The sequence below is a fragment of the Dactylosporangium sp. NPDC005555 genome, from assembly GCF_040605635.1.
GTDB lineage: Bacteria > Actinomycetota > Actinomycetes > Mycobacteriales > Micromonosporaceae > Dactylosporangium.
Map to the genome: position 1 here is coordinate 1 of NZ_JBEXDG010000010.1, position 16,026 is coordinate 16,026.

14 protein-coding genes and 1 pseudogene are annotated in these 16,026 nt (G+C 73.4%); 6 read left to right on the forward strand and 9 right to left on the reverse strand.

Features of this window, described 5'->3' with window-relative positions; all coding sequences use genetic code 11:
* Positions 1-71 precede the first annotated feature (71 nt).
* Positions 72-347 carry a GlsB/YeaQ/YmgE family stress response membrane protein gene (locus ABZS58_RS13615; RefSeq protein WP_354781030.1) on the reverse strand — a complete coding sequence of 92 codons (276 nt, stop codon included), beginning with the start codon at positions 345-347 and terminating at the stop codon, positions 72-74.
* A gap of 184 nt (positions 348-531) precedes the next feature.
* On the opposite strand from ABZS58_RS13615, the gene ABZS58_RS13620 reads away from it, so the two are divergent.
* Both ABZS58_RS13620 and ABZS58_RS13625 read left to right on the forward strand, forming a co-directional pair.
* Positions 532-2,025: an RtcB family protein gene (locus ABZS58_RS13620; protein ID WP_354781032.1), complete on the forward strand. Its 1,494-nt coding sequence runs from the start codon at positions 532-534 to the stop codon at positions 2,023-2,025.
* A gap of 146 nt (positions 2,026-2,171) precedes the next feature.
* Positions 2,172-2,813 carry a pyridoxamine 5'-phosphate oxidase family protein gene (locus ABZS58_RS13625; RefSeq protein ID WP_354781034.1) on the forward strand — a complete coding sequence of 214 codons (642 nt, stop codon included), beginning with the start codon at positions 2,172-2,174 and terminating at the stop codon, positions 2,811-2,813.
* Here the strand turns inward: ABZS58_RS13625 and ABZS58_RS13630 are convergent.
* The 3 genes and pseudogenes from ABZS58_RS13630 to ABZS58_RS13640 form a co-directional block, all read right to left on the reverse strand.
* On the reverse strand, positions 2,796-3,338 hold the full coding sequence (locus ABZS58_RS13630) for a hypothetical protein (protein WP_354781036.1): 543 nt from the start codon (positions 3,336-3,338) through the stop codon (positions 2,796-2,798). The two genes, ABZS58_RS13625 and ABZS58_RS13630, sit on opposite strands and share 18 nt — an antisense overlap.
* A gap of 205 nt (positions 3,339-3,543) precedes the next feature.
* Entirely contained in the window at positions 3,544-4,320 is a 777-nt protein-coding gene (locus tag ABZS58_RS13635) for a glycoside hydrolase family 30 beta sandwich domain-containing protein (protein WP_354781477.1), read from the reverse strand.
* A 19-nt stretch (positions 4,321-4,339) separates the two neighbouring features.
* A pseudogene (locus ABZS58_RS13640) lies at positions 4,340-4,831 on the reverse strand (hypothetical protein); the annotation flags it as partial.
* A gap of 33 nt (positions 4,832-4,864) precedes the next feature.
* Between ABZS58_RS13640 and pepN the strand changes: the two are divergent.
* The 3 genes from pepN to ABZS58_RS13655 all read left to right on the forward strand — a co-directional run bounded on the left by pepN (position 4,865) and on the right by ABZS58_RS13655 (position 8,765).
* Positions 4,865-7,273, forward strand: a complete 2,409-nt coding sequence (gene pepN, locus ABZS58_RS13645; RefSeq protein WP_354781038.1) for an aminopeptidase N — start codon at positions 4,865-4,867, stop codon at positions 7,271-7,273.
* 397 nt (positions 7,274-7,670) lie between these two features.
* Complete coding sequence (locus ABZS58_RS13650; RefSeq protein ID WP_354781040.1) at positions 7,671-8,051, forward strand: hypothetical protein; 381 nt, start codon at positions 7,671-7,673, stop codon at positions 8,049-8,051.
* An 84-nt stretch (positions 8,052-8,135) separates the two neighbouring features.
* Positions 8,136-8,765: a hypothetical protein gene (locus ABZS58_RS13655; protein ID WP_354781042.1), complete on the forward strand. Its 630-nt coding sequence runs from the start codon at positions 8,136-8,138 to the stop codon at positions 8,763-8,765.
* A 277-nt stretch (positions 8,766-9,042) separates the two neighbouring features.
* Here ABZS58_RS13655 and ABZS58_RS13660 read toward each other — a convergent pair whose 3' ends face one another.
* The 5 genes from ABZS58_RS13660 to ABZS58_RS13680 are packed head-to-tail and all read right to left on the reverse strand — an operon-like array spanning position 9,043 to position 13,625.
* Complete coding sequence (locus ABZS58_RS13660; RefSeq protein ID WP_354781044.1) at positions 9,043-9,648, reverse strand: response regulator transcription factor; 606 nt, start codon at positions 9,646-9,648, stop codon at positions 9,043-9,045.
* On the reverse strand, positions 9,645-10,811 hold the full coding sequence (locus tag ABZS58_RS13665) for a histidine kinase (protein WP_354781046.1): 1,167 nt from the start codon (positions 10,809-10,811) through the stop codon (positions 9,645-9,647). Before ABZS58_RS13665 ends, ABZS58_RS13660 begins: the two co-directional genes overlap by 4 nt.
* A gap of 23 nt (positions 10,812-10,834) precedes the next feature.
* Positions 10,835-11,563 (reverse strand): ABC transporter permease, encoded by a 729-nt coding sequence (locus ABZS58_RS13670; RefSeq protein WP_354781048.1) that lies wholly within the window; start codon positions 11,561-11,563, stop codon positions 10,835-10,837.
* Entirely contained in the window at positions 11,560-12,459 is a 900-nt protein-coding gene (locus tag ABZS58_RS13675; RefSeq protein WP_354781050.1) for an ABC transporter ATP-binding protein, read from the reverse strand. Before ABZS58_RS13675 ends, ABZS58_RS13670 begins: the two co-directional genes overlap by 4 nt.
* Positions 12,456-13,625, reverse strand: coding sequence for a hydrolase (locus ABZS58_RS13680; protein ID WP_354781052.1), 1,170 nt, complete (start codon positions 13,623-13,625; stop codon positions 12,456-12,458). The genes ABZS58_RS13675 and ABZS58_RS13680 overlap by 4 nt, the downstream gene beginning before the upstream one ends.
* A gap of 171 nt (positions 13,626-13,796) precedes the next feature.
* On the opposite strand from ABZS58_RS13680, the gene ABZS58_RS13685 reads away from it, so the two are divergent.
* The gene (locus tag ABZS58_RS13685) at positions 13,797-16,025 is read left to right on the forward strand and encodes an EAL domain-containing protein (protein ID WP_354781054.1); all 2,229 of its coding nucleotides are present in this window, start codon (positions 13,797-13,799) and stop codon (positions 16,023-16,025) included.
* Position 16,026: the final 1 nt, after the last annotated feature.

Sequence of the window (16,026 nt, forward strand, 5' to 3'; positions counted from 1 at the left end):
CCGTCCGCTCCCGCGCGCGGTGCCCGGCCGGACGGCCGGCCACCGCTGGAAGATCTCGGGTCGCGGGGTCCTCAGAGGGCCCGGCGGCGGCCGGTGAGGCCGGCGACCAGCGCCACACCCACGGCGGCGACGATCACCTGGACGACGAGCTCGCCCCAGTCGACGCCCGGCGTGTCGGTGGCGATGCCGATCGCGTTCGCCAGCACGGTGCCCAGCAGTGCAGCGACGATGCCGACCACCATGGTCAGCAAGATCGAAATGTGCTGACGGCCGGGGACCACGAGCCGCCCGAGCGCGCCCACGATCAGACCGACGATCAGCGCGGTGATGATCCCAGTGACTGTCATTGCTCCTCCTGCAATCCGCCGTTTTCAACCTGACTCAGTGATGCCCATGCCTCGCTGAACCGAAACGGACCGCACCCGTGTGACCGGCGGCACACCGACGCCCTGGGTCAGCGGCGGCGAGCGCGTCAGCTACCGGGGAATTCCGTTTACGGCGGGCGGGGCAGGTCCCTACCCTGGGCGGACCATGTCGACCACCAAGCGGCCCGATCCGCGCCTCGTCCGCACCGACGACTCCTGGCTGACCCTGCCCAACCCGTACGACGTGCCCGTCGAGATCTGCGCCGGCCCCGACGTGCCGATCGAGTCCGCCGCCGTCGACGAGCTCCTGGTCGTCCTGGAGACGGCCGCCACGCTGCGGGCGCTGCCCGGGGCGGCGCGTATCGACCGGGTCGTGTGCACGCCGGACTTCCACAAGGGCGCCGGCATCCCGATCGGCACGGTCCTGCAGACCACCGGCGCGCTCATCCCGCAGGCCGTCGGCAACGACATCAACTGCGGCATGCGGGTCGAGGCGACGTCGCTGACCGTCGACCGGGTCCGGCCGCACCTGGACCGGCTCGAGCAGCACCTGCGGCACCTGTTCTTCGAGGGCGGCCGCCGCATCGGCCTCACCCCCGCCCACCGTGAGGGCCTGCTCCGCGAAGGCCTGCCGGGCCTGCTGTCCGCGGGCGTTCCGTCCGGTCCGGACGGCGCGTGGGCCCAGGTGTCCCCCGGCGACCTTGCCCTTTCCGGCGGTGTGCACGCGTCCGGCCACCCGGTCGCGTCGGCCTCCCAGTTCCGCGACTGGATCACCAGCGGCGGCGGCACCAGCTACGACAGCATCATCGGCAGCGTCGGCGGCGGCAACCACTTCGCCGAGCTGCAGTACGTGTCGGAGGTCCACGACGGCGCCGCCGCCTACGCCTGGGGCCTCGTCCCGGGCCGGGTGGTGCTGATGGTGCACACGGGGTCGCTGTCCCTGGGCCACCAGGCGAACTCGACCGGCCTGGACCAGGCCCGCGCCCTGTGGCCCGCCGGCGTGCCGGCGCCCCGCAACCGGATCCTGCCGATGCTGCTGGACGAGGCCGGCGCCGCCCGCCGCGAGAAGTACCTGACCGCCTTCGCCAACGCCGCGAACTTCGCGATCGGCAACCGCTTCTTCCTCGCCTTGATGATGCGGGCCGGACTCGCCGCCGCGGTGCCCGACGAGTTCGATTCCCGCCTGGTGTACGAGTCCCCGCACAACCTCCTCTGGCCCGCGCCGGACGGCACGGTGGTGCACCGCAAGGGCGCCACTCCCGCCGGTGGCGCCACGACGCAGGACCCGTTCGGCGAGCCGGTCATCGTGCCGGGCTCGATGGGCGCCCCCAGCCACCTCCTGCGCGGCCTCGGCAGCACCCGCGCCCTGCAGAGCGCCTGCCACGGCGCCGGCCGCAGCGTCCCCCGCGGCTCGGCGTCCCGCGGCGGCGACGCAGAGCTCGACGCGTTCCTGGCGGAGTTCCGCGTCGTGACCCCGCTGAACCACCGCGACCCGGCCGTCGCCGGCCGCCGCGACATCCTCGACGCCTGGCGCCGCGACCTCAAACAGGAGGCCCCGTGGGCGTACAAGGAGGTCGGCCCGGTCGTGCGCAGCCTCACCAGCGCGGACGTGGCGATGCCGGTCGCCGAACTGCGCCCCCTCCTCACCGTCAAAGGCTGACGTCCGCCACGTGCCGCATCATCCGATCGGGACGCCGACCGCCCGGATGCCGGTCGGGAGACCGACCGTTCGGATGACGGCCGGCTGCCGACGCACACGATGTGCGACATGACGCTTGCGTCGGATGCAACGCTGCCGTCTTCGTGGTGTCGACGTTGGAGGCAGCGGTGGACACGATGACCGGCACGGGCCTGTCCGGATCCGCGGGCGAGCACCTGTTGCAGCAGCGGTTCGGGACGGTCGAGCGGGCGGACCGGTTCTACCGGCAGCAGGTGCTGCCCGAGCTCAACGCGGACATGGCCGCGTTCGTCGGGCGGCAGGAGATGATGTTCGTCGCCACGGCGAGCGCGCTCGGGCACGCCGACTGCACGTTCCGCGCCGGACCGCCGGGCTTCGTGCAGGTGCTGGAGCCCGGCAAGGTCGCCTGGCCCGAATACCGCGGCAACGGCGTGATGGCGAGCCTCGGCAACATCCTGGAGAACCCGAACGTCGGGCTGATCTTCGTGGACTTCTTCCGCGACGTGATCGGCCTGCACGTCAACGGGCACGCGACGATCGTGCCCGACCCGCAGATGCGCCGGGCGCACCCGGACCTGCCGGCGGAGACCGTCCCCGGCCGCAAGGCGGAGCGGTGGGTCACGGTGCGGGTCGACGAGGCGTACATCCACTGCGCGAAACACATCCCGCACCTGCGGAAGGTCACCGCCGAGGACCGCGCGTGGGGCACCGACGACGTGCACCGCAAGGGCGGTGACTTCTTCCACGCCGCGTCAGAACGGGAACTCTAGGTAGGTGGCGCCGCCCAGCCGGACGTCCCGGTGATGCTTGGCGCGCGCCTCGTACACGCGATCACCGACCGGCCACAGATAGCCGTCCAGCGACGTCCGCAGCAGTCCGGCCGCGTCGGCGATGTAGCAGTCGAAGCCCGGGTACATGAGCCCGATGAACGGCATGTCGTCGCAGTCGACCGCGAAGACGGCGGACTCGCCCGCGCCGTCGGGGTGGCCGAGCGCGAGCACCCGCCGCGAGTCTGACCCGCCGGGCAGCAGCACGCACGACGGGAACCGCGCGGACAGCTCCTGGAACATCTCGCCCCACGGCTCGCCGAGCTCGGCCTCGACGAGGTCCCCGATCGGCAGCCGCGGCTCCGGCTCCGCGTCCATGTCGAAGAGCGTGGCGTCGCGGGCGAGCCAGAACCGCAGGCTCGCCGGCAGGTCGTCGCCGTCGGCGGGCGGTCCGGGCTGCCGCTGGCACGCGAAGGGCAGCGGCCGACCCAGCGCCCGGGTCACGAGATCGACGCCATGATCGGTCATGCGGCGACGGTACCAGCGGCCGCTGGCATCACCGGATGCGCCGGCACGGCGTCTTCCTCGCCATCAGTGCGGTCACCGCGTTCGGCTCGGCGTGCGCGTACACGCTCGGCGAGGAGCGGATCGGCGCGGTGCGCCGCTGTCCGCGGCCCTGACCCGGCAGCGGAAGGAGAGCGCCGCGACCGCCTGCTGATCCGGCTGTGAGGCGTTACAGCAGCACGGTCGCGACGCTCGACGGCGGCAGTGTGAACCTGTCGGCGCCGAGCTCCACCGTCACGGCCGTGTCGAGCGGGTTGCCGGTGACCACGACCCTGCCGCCGTCCGGGTTCTCGAACGCGACGCTGCGCGCCGACCACGGCCCGCGCAGCCCGAGCCGCCGCGCGCCCGGCCGCACGAAGTGCGCGTAGTGCTTCGTCACCCAGAACTCCGGCCGGACCGTGAAGGCGTCCCCGTCGACGGTGATGAGCGAGTTCTGCGCCCAGCCCCACGTGCTCAGGCCGCCCGCGGGCAGGACCATGTTCCAGCTGAGGTACGTGCCGGCCCCGTTGGACAGGTAGTGGCGGAAGAGCTCGTTGACGTACATCGCGTACTGCCACGTGTTCGTCCAGTCGCCGCACTCGCTCTCCGACTGCGTCAGCGGCAGGTCCGGAAACGCGCGGTGCAGCGCGGCGATGTTGGCCCGGCCCGCCCACTGCATCGACGCGCCCCGCACGTACGGCGCGGCGCGGGGGTCGACGAGGCACGTGAACGCGTGGTCCCGCCAGCCGGTCGCGGCGGTGGCGATCGCGTCGTCGTTGACCGTGCCGACCCAGATCCCGGTCTCCACGCCCCGCTCGGCGAACAGCGGCCCGAGGTGGCCGCCGATGAAGTCCGCCATGGCGCGGGCCGTCCACACGCACGACGGGAACTTCTGGTCCGCGCCGGGTTCGTTCTTCCGCCACCGGCACGCCCTCGCCCGCGTACGCCTCCGCGAACCGGGCGAGATACAGCGCGTACGCGTCGCGGTGCCGGTCGTCGGCGATCAGCGTCCCGTGGTTGTACACCGGCGGCGACTTCAGCCACGTCGGCGGGCTCCACGGCGAAGCGACCACCCGCAGCCTGGGCACCCGCACCTGGGCGGCGCGCAGGTACGGCAGCAGCGCCTCCCGGTCCCGTTCGATGCCGAACGAGCGCATCTCGAAGTCGCCGGGCGTCTCGTTGTGGCTGTACCAGGAGGTCGCGTAGTCGCTCGCGCCGACCGGCACCCGCGCCACCGTGAGGCGCAGCCCGTCGGCGGCCGGCGCGAACAGCAGGTCCAGCACCGCCTCCCGGTCCGCGGCGGACAGCTGCCGCAGCGCCCGGTGGCCGACCTCGTTGACGCAGCCGCCGAACCCGCGCATGACCTGATCGGTCGTCCCGTCGAAGTCGAGCGCCACCCCGGTCCCGTCCGGCTGCCGGGCCGCGGGACGCCGCCACGGCCGGTCCGACGTGCTCACCACCAGATCGTTCATGGTCATGCCGCCAATCTATCCACCGCCTAGGATCGCGGGATGAGCAACCGGAGCCTGACGCAGGCCGAAGCCGAGCACCGCGCCGCGCTGCTGACCGTCGAGCGGTACGCCGTCGACATCGACTTCACCGACCTGCCGGCCGGGCCGGCGGTGCGGTGCGTGTCGGAGGTGACGTTCACGTGCCGGGAGCCGGGCGCGGACAGCTTCGTCGACTGCGCCGCCGAGGTCGTCGGCGCCACCCTCAACGGTGCCGCGCTGCCGCCCGCGCAGGACGGCCGGATCCCGCTGCCCCGGCTCGCGGCGGTCAACCGTCTGCGGGTCGAGACCGTGCAGACGGAGACCCGCGACGGCGAAGGCGTGCACAAGGCCGTCGACCCCGCCGACGGTGAGGTCTACGTGTGGACGACGTTCGAGCCGGACGAGGCGCACTTCGTGTGGGCGTGCTTCGACCAGCCGGACCTGAAGGCGCCGCACGAGTTCACGGTCCTCGCGCCCGCGCACTGGACGGTCGTCAGCAACAGCGGCGACCCGGTCGTGGAGACCGTCGGCGACGCGCGACGGTGGGCGTTCCCCGCGACGCCGCCGCTGTCGGTGTACAACACCGTCGTCAACGCCGGGCCGTTCTGCGAGATCCGGCGCGAGGCCGACGGGCACGACCTCGGGCTGCTCACCCGCCGGTCCCTGGCGGCGGTGCTCGACCGGGACGCCGAGGAGCTCTTCACGCTCACCCGGCAGGGCCTGGCCTTCTACGCCGAGGTGTTCCGGATGCCGTTTCCGCAGCGTCGGTACGACCAGGTCTTCGTCCCCGAGTTCGGCGGAGCGATGGAGAACTACGGCTGTGTCACCTGGTCGGACTCCGTGCTCTACCGCTCCGCGCCCACGCCCGCGGAGCGGGAGATGCGGGCGAAGATCCTGCTGCACGAGATGGCGCACATGTGGTTCGGCAACATCGTCACGATGCGCTGGTGGGACGACCTGTGGCTCAACGAGGCGTTCGCCGAGTTCGCGTGCCACTGGGCGGCGGAGCGGGCCACCGAGTTCACCGACGCGTGGGCGGGGCACCTCGCGAGCGGGAAGCTCGCCGCGTACCTCGCCGACCAGGGCCCGGCGACCCACCCGATCCGGCAGCCGATCCACGACGTCGCGCAGGCCATGTCCATCTTCGACGCGATCACCTACCCGAAGGGCGCCTCGGTCCTGCATCAGCTGATGCGGTACGTCGGCGAGGCGGACTTCGCCGCCGGGATGGCCGCGTACTTCGAGCGGTACGCCTGGGGCAACACGACCCTGCAGGACCTCATCGACGTGCTGGGCGAGCGCAGCGGCCGGGACCTGAACGCCTGGCGGACCGGCTGGCTGGAGACCGCCGGCACCGACCGGCTGACGCTGCGCGGCACCGGTTTCCTGGACGCGACCGGTCCCGACGGCGGCCCGCCGCGGCCGCACGTCCTCGCGATCGGCGCGTACGCCGCCGACGGTGACCGGCTGCGCCGCGTCGACCTCGTCCACGTCGAGGTCACCGGCCCGGCGACCGCGGTGGACCTGCCGCCCGCCGACCTGTACCTCGTCAACGACGAGGACCTGGCGTTCGCCACGACCCGCCCGTCGGTCTTCCCCGCGGCGGCCGGGCTGCCCTCGGCGATCTCCCGCGGCGTCGCCCTCGCCACCGTCTGGGACATGCTGCTCGCCGGCGAGGCCACCGCGGCCGAGGCGGTCCGCGGCCTGACCGGCGTCCTGGAGGTGGAGACGTCGGGGTCGGTGATCGAGCCGTACCTCACCCTCGCCGCCGACGCCGCGGAGCTGTGGTCCCCGGCCTCGGACCGGCAGGAGCTGACCGCCGCCGTCGCCGCGGCCTGCCGCAGGCTCGCCGAGGACCCCGACCAGGCGCAGGTGGCGCGGCGGACCCTCGCCCGCACCGCCGGCAGCCTCGACGAGATCGCCCGGCTGCGGGAGTCGGCCGCCGACGACATCGACCTGCAGTGGCGCGCGCTGGCGCGGGCGGCCGAGCTCGGCGGCGACGTGGCGGCCGACATCGACCTGCTGCTGGGCCTGGACCCCGACCCCGACGCATGGGTCCGCGCGACGGCGGTACGAGCGGCGTCACCGGACCCTGCCGTCAAGGAGGCCGTCTGGCAGACGGTCGTCGTGGACCGCAAGGTGCCGATCAGCGAGGTCAAGCACGTCACGACGCTGTTCTGGCGCCCGGGGCAGGACGCGGCGCTGGCCCCGTTCGCGGAGCGCTTCCTGGAGCTCGCACCGCAGCTGCACCGGGGCGGGATGATGCCGGCGATGGTGTTCGCGAGCCGGCTCTTCCCCATCTTCGCCGTCGACGAGGCCTATCTCGCCCGCGCCGAGGCGGTCGCCGCCGACACGGCGCCGGTGGTCGCCAAGTACACGACGGAACGCATCGACGTGGTCCGCCGCATGCTGCGCGCCAGAGCCGCCTAGGGTGCTGCCGGGCCGGTCGTGCGGCCCGGGTCGCCGTCGTGCCCCGGCCGCCGCGCGCCCCCGGTCGGTGGGTCCGCGGAAGGCCGGGGCCATGCTCGACGGCCTGGCGCACAGCCGCTGAGCGGCAGCGACCCCGCCGCGATGAGCGCCCCGCTCTTGGCCCCGTCCGGCCCGGCGCCGGTCCCGGTGCCGACGGGCACGCCTTCCCGGGTCAGAGGTGTGGCCATAGAAAGGGCTCCAATCGAGGAAGGTGATGGGCGCCGCCGCGTCGGTGGTGGTGGTTATGCCGTTGCTGGGGTGGGCAAACCGCGGCGAGAATGCACCCGTGCACTACTCCTTGACAGCGCACCGGAGGGACACGGCCCTCGCCCTGTTGTGGCCCTTGCATGGTGGGTCCGTGTCGCTGGTGGCGGAGGTGCCGCTCGGGCACGACTGGGCTCCCGTCACGCGGTTGATGTTCGACCGCGACCTACCCGGCGTCGGCCGGACTGTGGTGGTCAAGACACGCCGGGTGGACGGGGCCGGTCACGGCGGCCCTACCCATTTGCGACGTGAGGAGGCCGCGTTGCGGACGGCGGCGCCCACCGGGGTCACCGCGCGGTTGATCGCTTCCGACCAGGCCTCGGGTGTCGTGGTCACCACCGATCTTGAGGACTGGCCGACGTTGGAAAGTGTCCTCCTCGGCGCGAATGCCGAAGCCGCCACCCGAGCGGTGGTGGAGTTCGGCGTGGCCGTCGGGCGGCTGCACGCCGGCACTCGCGGCATGGGTGAGGGGTAGCGGCAGGCGCTGGCTGGTCTCGGCGGGTCGGAGGCGGATGCAGGCCCCGGACTTCCCTGGCCCGGTGTGGACAGATGGCGGGACGTGGAGGTCGCGTGCGCCGAGCTGGGTCTGCCGGACGCGCGCGTCGCGGCTGATGACGCCGCGTTCGTCCAGGATCGGATCGCCGACGCCGGCCCATTCGCGGCGCTGACGCACACCGACCTCAATCCCGGTAACGCGCTGGTGGCGCCGGATGGCGTGCGGATCGTGGACTTCGAAGGCGCGATCTTCGGACATCTCGGCTTCGACGCGTCGTTCCTGCATTTCCCGTTCCCCACCTACAGCGCCCACTGGGCGACGCTGCCCGACAACGTGGTGACCGAGGCCGACCATGCCTACCGCTGTGAACTGGCCCGGGCCATGCCCGGTGAAGTCCTCGGACGCCTTGACCAGGCACTCGCGGTCGGTGCTGCGGCGGCCCTTGCCATTCGGGTACAGCGGCTGCCGCTGCTGGCCGCCACCAGCCAGCCCTCACACACTCGCTGGCGCCGTCGAGCGCAGCTCGTGCAGCAGATTCAGGTGTTCACCCGGCTCGCCGAACGAGCCGCGACACTGCCGACGATGGCGGACTGGTTCGCCCGGCTGGCCGACGCGATGTCCGCCCGCTGGCAAGACACGACAACGCCGCCGCCGGCGACGTTCCCCGCCTTCCGGTCAGCCAGGAACAGATGACGCCCAGGCTGGCCGCACGGCGACGGCGAGAGTAGTCGGCAGGTGAATCCGGCGCGTGTTGCTCCGGCGAGCCTCACGGTTGAAGTCCGTTGACGCTGCGGTCCGCCGTGAGCTCCGGGTCGGTCGTCATGATGGCGGTGCGGTCGCCTGCTCGAGCAGTTGTCGCGCGCTGTCGGCGTAGAACGTGGCAGTAGTCCCGCTGATGCCGAACACGACGGTCAGGTGAAGGGGATCGCCGCACCGGCCGCCGGGTAAGGGCGATCATGACGGGCGGGGCTCAGATCCAGCCGCGGGAGCGGGCGATGCGGGCGGCCTCGTGGCGGTTGGCGGCGGCGGTCTTGCCGACGGCGGAGGACAGGTAGTTGCGGACGGTGCCCGGGGAGAGGGCGGCGCGGCGGGCGATCTCGTCGACGGGGGCGCCTTCGGCGGCGAGGGTGAGGACGTCGGCCTCGCGGGCGGTGAGGGGGCTGTCGCCGGCGCTGATGGCCTCGGCGGCGAGCTGCGGGTCGACGTAGCGGCCGCCGGCGTGGACGGTGCGCACGACGGTGGCGAGGATCTCGGCGGAGACGGTCTTGCCGAGGAAGCCGCGGACGCCGCCGGTGAGGGCGCGCTTCAGGTGGCCGGGCAGGCCGTGGCTGGTGACGATCATCGTGCGGCAGGCGGGCAGCTCGGTGTGCAGCGCGGTGGCGACGGCGACGCCGTCGAGGTCGGGCAGTTGCAGGTCGAGGACGGCGACGTCGGGACGCAGCGCGCGGGCGAGGCGCAGCGCCTCGGCGCCGGTGGCCGCCTGACCGACGACCTCCAGGTCCTCTTCGAGCCCGAGCAGCGCGGCGATGGCACCGCGGATGAGGTGCTCGTCGTCAGCCAGCAGGATGCGGATCATGAAACCGCCGAAGCCGGCAGGGAGACCAGCAGCTGGAAGCTGTCCGGCGGGGTCCGGACCGCGCTCACCGTCCCGCCGAGGGCGGTGATCCGCTCGGTGAGCCCGATCAGTCCACCGCCGAAGACGATGGTGCCGGACGAGGGCACGCCGTTGTTGGTCATCGTCAGGGTCACCGAGGAGGGCAGCGTCCGCAGGGTGACGACGCAGCTGCGGGCCTCGCTGTGACGCAGGAGGTTGGTGGTGCCCTCGCGGACGACCCAGCCGAGGGCGCCCTGCAGCGGTGGTGGCAGCGCGGCGCCGTCGCCGATGATCCGGCACTCGATGCCGGCGGAGGTGAGCAGGGCGCGGGCGCCGGCGAGCTCGACGTCGAGGTCCGCGGCGCGGTAGCCGCCGACGACGGCGCGCAGCTCGGTGAGCGAGTCCTGGGCGATGCGCCGCACCTCGAGCATCTCGTCCACCGCCTCCTCCCGGCCCCGGCGGGCGAGCTGCGCGGCGAGCTCGGCCTTCAACGCCACCACCGACAGCGTACGGCCGACGACGTCGTGCAGGTCCCGGGCGAAGCGCAGCCGCTCCTCGGCGACGGCGAGCCCGGCCTGCACGTGCCGGGCCCGGTCCAGCTCCCGGACCATGCCGAGGATCCACAGCGACGTCCGGTACGCGAAGACGAAGCTCACCAGCAGGACCCCGAGCGCGATCGTGGACCCGGCGCCGGAGGAGAACGCGCCGACGGCGCAGCAGGCCACCGCGGCGGCGACCGCGGACCGGGGGCGGACCGCGGCGGCCAGGGCGGCCACGTACGTCGCGGAGAGCATGAGCAGGATCGCGGTCGCCGGCCCGTCGGGGTGGCCCGGGTCCGCACGCGGGTAGGCGGCGTAGCCGGCGCCGACGCCGAGCGCGGTCAGGAGACCACCGGCGACGACGAGGGCGACCGGCTGGGGGCGCAGCCCGAGGTAGGCGTTGATGCCGGCGTGCGCGAGCCGCAGGCACACGACGGTGTGCACGACCGACCCCGCGACCACCACGGCGAGGGCGGTGGCGCCGACGCTGAGCTGGACGAGGGCCCCGATGAGCAGTGGCGACACCACGAGCTGCCCGTAGAGGGTGCCGCGGACGTAGTACTCCAACCGGGTCGCCTGCCCCCGGCGCCGCCACCATCCGATCACCGAACCGACCCCCATCGAACCCGTCACCGCCGCGGCGACCAGCGGAACCAGCGTCGCACGGCGACCCAGCCGAGCACCGTCCACGCCGCGAGCAGCCCGGCCGGACCGGCAGCGGCCCGCAGCACGCCGAGGACGCCCTCCCCCGGCCTGCCGAGCCAGCCGAGCCGCACCAGGTCCAGCGTTGGGGTCAGCGGCAGCCACCGTAGCGTCCCGGCGACCGCGGGCGGCAACGCGTCCACCGGTACCGTCAGACCGGCGCCGACGAGACAGACCAGCAGGACCGGCAGCGTGGTCACCTGCGCGAGCTCCACGGTGCGGGTGAACGCGCTGCTCAGCGCCGCGATCAGGGCGAACACGACGGTCCCGCCGAGGATGCCGGCGAGCAGGACCGGGGCGTTCGCGGGGACCGGCAGCCCGAATGCGATCGCGCCGCCGGCGACGAACAGCACCATCTGCCCCAGGGCGACGGCGACGGCGGGTCCCGCGGTGCCGGCCAGGATCTCCACGTCGCTCAGGACGCCGACCCGCAGCCGCTTGAGCACCAGGTCCTCGCGGCGGGCGACGTACGTGCTGACCAGCGTGTAATAGAGCACGCCGAGCAGCACGAAGCCGAGCACGCCGATGAGCAGCGTCGCGTCGCCGCCGCCGTTGACGAACAGCCCGAACACCATCACCGGCAGCAGCGCGGCGTTGAACACGGCGATGCGGTTGCGGGCGAGCAGGAGGATCTCGGAGCGGGCCAGGCCGGTCATGCGGCACCCGCGATCTGCAGGAACGCCTCGTCCAGCGTCGCTGACCTGGCGTCGAGGCCCGTCAGGACGACGTCGTGCGCCGCGGCCCAGGTGAGCAGCGTCGTGAGCGCGGCCTGCAGCGCCGTCGTGTGGACGGTGACGCGCCCGCCGTGCTCGTCGTAGGCGCCGACGACGTCGGGCAGCGCGTCGAGGGTGAGGCCGGCCGGCAGGTCGAAGGAGACGCGGGCCGGGAACGCGGCGACGACCTCGGCGACGGTGCCGGTCGCGGCGACCGTGCCGGCGTGCAGGATCGCGACCCGGTCGGCGAGTTCCTGCGCCTCCTGCAGGTAGTGGGTGCTGAGCAGGATCGTGACGCCGTCGGTGAGCAGGCCGCGCAGCAGCCGCCAGGTGTCGTTGCGGCCGGCGGGGTCGAGGCCGGTGGTCGGCTCGTCGAGGATGAGCAGGTCGGGCCGGCCGATGACGGCGGCGGCGAGGTCGAGGCGGCGTCGCTCGCCGCCGGACAGCTGCCGCACCCGCACGTCGGCGCGGTGGTCGAGGCCGACGAGCTCCAGCACCTCGCCGACGCCCCGTGCGCGGGCCTTCAGCGTGCCCGCCCACATCCGCAGCGTCTCGGCCGGGGTCAGGTCGGGCGGGAAGCCGCCCTCCTGCAGCATGACCCCGGTCCGGGGGCGGACGGCGGACCGGTCGCGGACCGGGTCGTGGCCGAGGACCCGCACGGTGCCGCCGGTCGGCCGGTCGAGGCCCTCGACGAGCTCCAGGGTCGAGGTCTTCCCGGCGCCGTTCGTGCCGAGCAGGGCGAACAGCTCGCCGCGCTCCACGTCGAACGACACGCCGCGCACCGCTTCGAACGCGCCGTAGCGGCGGCGCACCCCGTGCACCTGGACCGCGGCCGTCACGGGAGGAACCGCATCTCGGGGAACGCCCGCGACGGGCCGTCGAGCAGGGCGCCGCGCCGGCCGCCGAGGTACCGGTCGACGAACGCCAGCTGGTAGGCGCGCTGCACCCGCACCGACCGGGCACCGTCGATGGTGCCGAACTGGTCGGCGAGGTCCGCGGGCGGGATGCCGGCCTGCGGGAGCAGCACCTGGTAGTCGGTGAACGACAGGTGCCCGGAGCCGCGCAGCTGCAGCTCCAGGCGCGGGCCGCGCAGCGCGGACCAGAACGCGGCCCAGGACCCGTCGTCGGCGCGGCCGTGGCCCTCGGAGCCGACGAGCAGGAACGGGCGGTCGAGCCCTGCGGCCACGACCCGGCCCGACATGGTGCCGTCGAGGTTGGCGCCGGCCCTGACCCGCCGGTCCTCCAGCATCGTCTGCGCGGCGGTGGTACCGCCCAGCGAGTGCCCGATCATCCCGGTCCGCCGCTGGTCCATGGCGTGCCAGAGGCCGGCCGGCAGCGCCTGCTGCGGACGGGCGAGCCAGTCCAGGACGAACCGGGTGTCGGCGACCCGCGCGGCGAGGGCCTTGGCGATCAGCGCCTCCTCCTCGCCGGGCTCACCCGTCGGCGGCGGCACCGCGCTGGTCGCGACCCGCCCGCCGGGGAACTCCACGAGCGGCGAGTCGTGCGTGTGGTCGATGGTGACGACGACGTACCCGTGGCCGGCGAGCTCCTCGACGACGGCGGTGCTCGCGGTGCGCTCGACGCCGAAGCCGGGTGAGTACAGCACGACGGGCCACCCGGCGCGCGGGCCGGGCAGCGCGGGCGCGCCGGTGCGGGCGTGGGTGACGGGCAGCTCGACGCCGGAGCCGGCCGGGTTGACGAACTCGGCGAACGCCGGCGACACCCACGGCGCCCGCGGCAGCCACGGCGCGGGCAGCGCCGGATACCAGACCTGGATCATCAGCTCCCGGACGGTCTCGGCGGGGACCCACGGGTCGGGGCGGGACCGGTCGACGAGGTGCAGCGCGACGGTGCCGATGCGGTGCGGTCCGGTCGGCTCGGGCAGCACCAGCCGCCTGTTCCTCGCTTTCCGCAGCGACGGCACGCCGGCCGCGGCGGCCGGGGCTGCGACGGCGGTGACGGCGGCGGCCGACGCGGCGGCCGTCAACACAAGTCTGCGTCTCATATGGACAGTCTTCGTGCCCTCCGGCGGTGCCTGTAGTGCCGCCGCACACGGTTTCGGGTGCGCGGTGCACGTCCGGCGGATGACAAATGTCAGCGCGTTCGCTCCCGTACCGCACCCGCGGCGGACGACGATCGGGCTCAGGAAGGCCCGGCCCGCACCGATCAACGGACCATGTCGGTGAACGCGCTGGAGCAGCACGAGGGTGACTACCGGGCCCGCCAGATCCGGCTGGGCACGTGGGTCGCCGTCGGCGTGATCGCCATCGGCGCGGTCCGCGTCCACCTCGACTGGCAGGGCGGGCCGCTGCTCGTCGCGCTGATCACCCTCGCCGGGGTGTCCCAGGCCGCGATGGCGTTCCTGCCATGGCGGGACCTGGTCGACAGGCCGTGGCTGCCGAAGGTCCTCGTCGCCTGGTGGGTGGCGAACCTCGCCGTGCTGCTGGCGTTCACCGCCTACGACGTCGCCGCGCTCGCCATCTACCCCGCCGGTGTGACCCTCGTCCTGGCGTCCACGGCGGCCCTCGCGAGCGAACGCGCCGTCATCGGCATCGGGGCGGCGTCCCTCGCCGGGTACGTCACGCTCGTGCTCACCAGGGACCGGCCCGTCACCGGTACCCTCGCCGCGCTGACCCTCGCGCTGATGGCCGGCGTCATGTGGTTCTGCGCACGCACCGCCAGCAACCGGCGGCGGCTCGACACGGCCCGGCTCAGCGCCGAACGCCGGATCGAGGCACTGCTGGAGAACTCCTCCGACGCGGTCATCGCCGTGCTCCCCGGCGGCGGCGTCACCTACTGCAGCCCGTCGGTGCGCAGCGTGCTCGGCTACGAGCAGTCGTACGTCACCAGCGAGCTGCTCATGGACATCACCCACCCCGACTTCCTGCCCCTGGTGATGGAGTGGTGGCTGGCCGTCGCCAACGGCGCCCCCGGCTCCTGCGCCCGCGTCGAGTCCCGGGTCCGCCGCGGCGACGGCGCCTGGATCTACGCCGACGTCATCGGCACCAACCGGCTGCACGACCCGTCGCTGGAGGCCGCCGTCATCAGCATCAGGGACATCACCGAACGCAAGGAGCTGGAGGAGGAGCTGACCCGGCAGGCGTTCGCGGACTCGCTGACCGGGATGCCGAACCGGGCGCTGTTCCGCGACCGGCTCGAGCACGCCATCGCCCGCAACCGGCGCTGCGGCGGACGGATCACGCTGCTGCTGGTGGACCTCGACGACTTCAAGCTCGTCAACGACAGCCTCGGGCACAACGCCGGCGACCAGCTCATCGCCACCACCGCGCTGCGCCTGCACCAGCAGCTGCGCGCCGCCGACACCCTCGCCCGGCTCGGCGGCGACGAGTTCGCGATCCTCGTCGAGGACGTCAGCGAGATCGAGGCGATGGATCTCGGCGACCGGCTCCTCGCCGCGATCCGCCGCCCGCTGCGCCTCGGCAACCGCGAGGTCGTGTGCTCCGCCAGCATCGGCGTGGCGACCGCGAAAGCCGCCGACGGCGACGACGGACCCGACCCGGGTGAACTGCTGCGCAACGCGGACCTCGCGATGTACGCCGCGAAGGCCGCCGGACGGGACCGCTACGCGCTGTTCGACCCCGGCATGTACGCCGACATCCTCCGCGAGGCCGACGACCGCGCCGAGCTGGAGCGGGCCCTCGCCCGGGACGAGTTCGTCGTGCACTACCAGCCGATCGTGGACCTGCCGACCAGCCGCCTCATCGGCGTCGAGGCCCTCGTCCGGTGGGAGCACCCGCTGCGCGGCCTCGTGGGCCCCAACGCGTTCATCCCCCTGGCGGAGTCGACCGGGCTGATCGTGCCGCTCGGCCGGTGGGTCCTGCGCCAGGCGTGCGAGCAGCTCGCGCGGTGGTGCGTGGAGTTCCCGGCCGCGGAACGCATCCGCATGAACGTGAACCTGTCGGCGCGGCAGTTCCAGCACGAGGGCCTCGTCGAGGAGGTCGGGCAGATCCTCGCGGAGACCGGCATCAACGCGCAACAGGTGGTCCTGGAGATCACCGAGTCGCTGCTGATGCAGGACACCGACTCGACGATCGAGACCCTCGGCCGGCTCAAGGCGCTCGGCGTCCGGCTCGCGATCGACGACTTCGGCACCGGCTACTCGTCGCTGTCGTACCTGAAGCGGTTCCCCGTCGACATCCTGAAGATCGACCGCTCGTTCGTCGACGGCATCGACACCGAGCACGGCGACGCGACCCTCGCGGAGGCCGTCGTGCAGCTCGGCCGGGCCCTGCAGCTGCAGACCGTCGCCGAGGGCATCGAGACGCAGGAGCAGTGGTCGACGCTGCAGGACCTCGGCTGCGAGTTCGGTCAGGGGTACCTGTTCGCGAAGCCGGGCGCCGCCGACGCGATCTCGTCGATCCTCGGCGGCGCCAAGCCTTCGTGAA

Bases quoted from the DNA above. Each gene is read 5' to 3' on its own strand.
- ABZS58_RS13685 (WP_354781054.1), top strand. From the start codon at position 13,797: ATGTCGGTGAACGCGCTGGAGCAGCACGAGGGTGACTACCGGGCCCGC.
- ABZS58_RS13670 (WP_354781048.1), bottom strand. From the start codon at position 11,563: ATGACCGGCCTGGCCCGCTCCGAGATCCTCCTGCTCGCCCGCAACCGC.
- ABZS58_RS13630 (WP_354781036.1), bottom strand. From the start codon at position 3,338: ATGACCGATCATGGCGTCGATCTCGTGACCCGGGCGCTGGGTCGGCCG.
- ABZS58_RS13680 (WP_354781052.1), bottom strand. From the start codon at position 13,625: ATGAGACGCAGACTTGTGTTGACGGCCGCCGCGTCGGCCGCCGCCGTC.
- ABZS58_RS13620 (WP_354781032.1), top strand. From the start codon at position 532: ATGTCGACCACCAAGCGGCCCGATCCGCGCCTCGTCCGCACCGACGAC.
- ABZS58_RS13660 (WP_354781044.1), bottom strand. From the start codon at position 9,648: ATGATCCGCATCCTGCTGGCTGACGACGAGCACCTCATCCGCGGTGCC.
- pepN (WP_354781038.1), top strand. From the start codon at position 4,865: ATGAGCAACCGGAGCCTGACGCAGGCCGAAGCCGAGCACCGCGCCGCG.
- ABZS58_RS13615 (WP_354781030.1), bottom strand. From the start codon at position 347: ATGACAGTCACTGGGATCATCACCGCGCTGATCGTCGGTCTGATCGTG.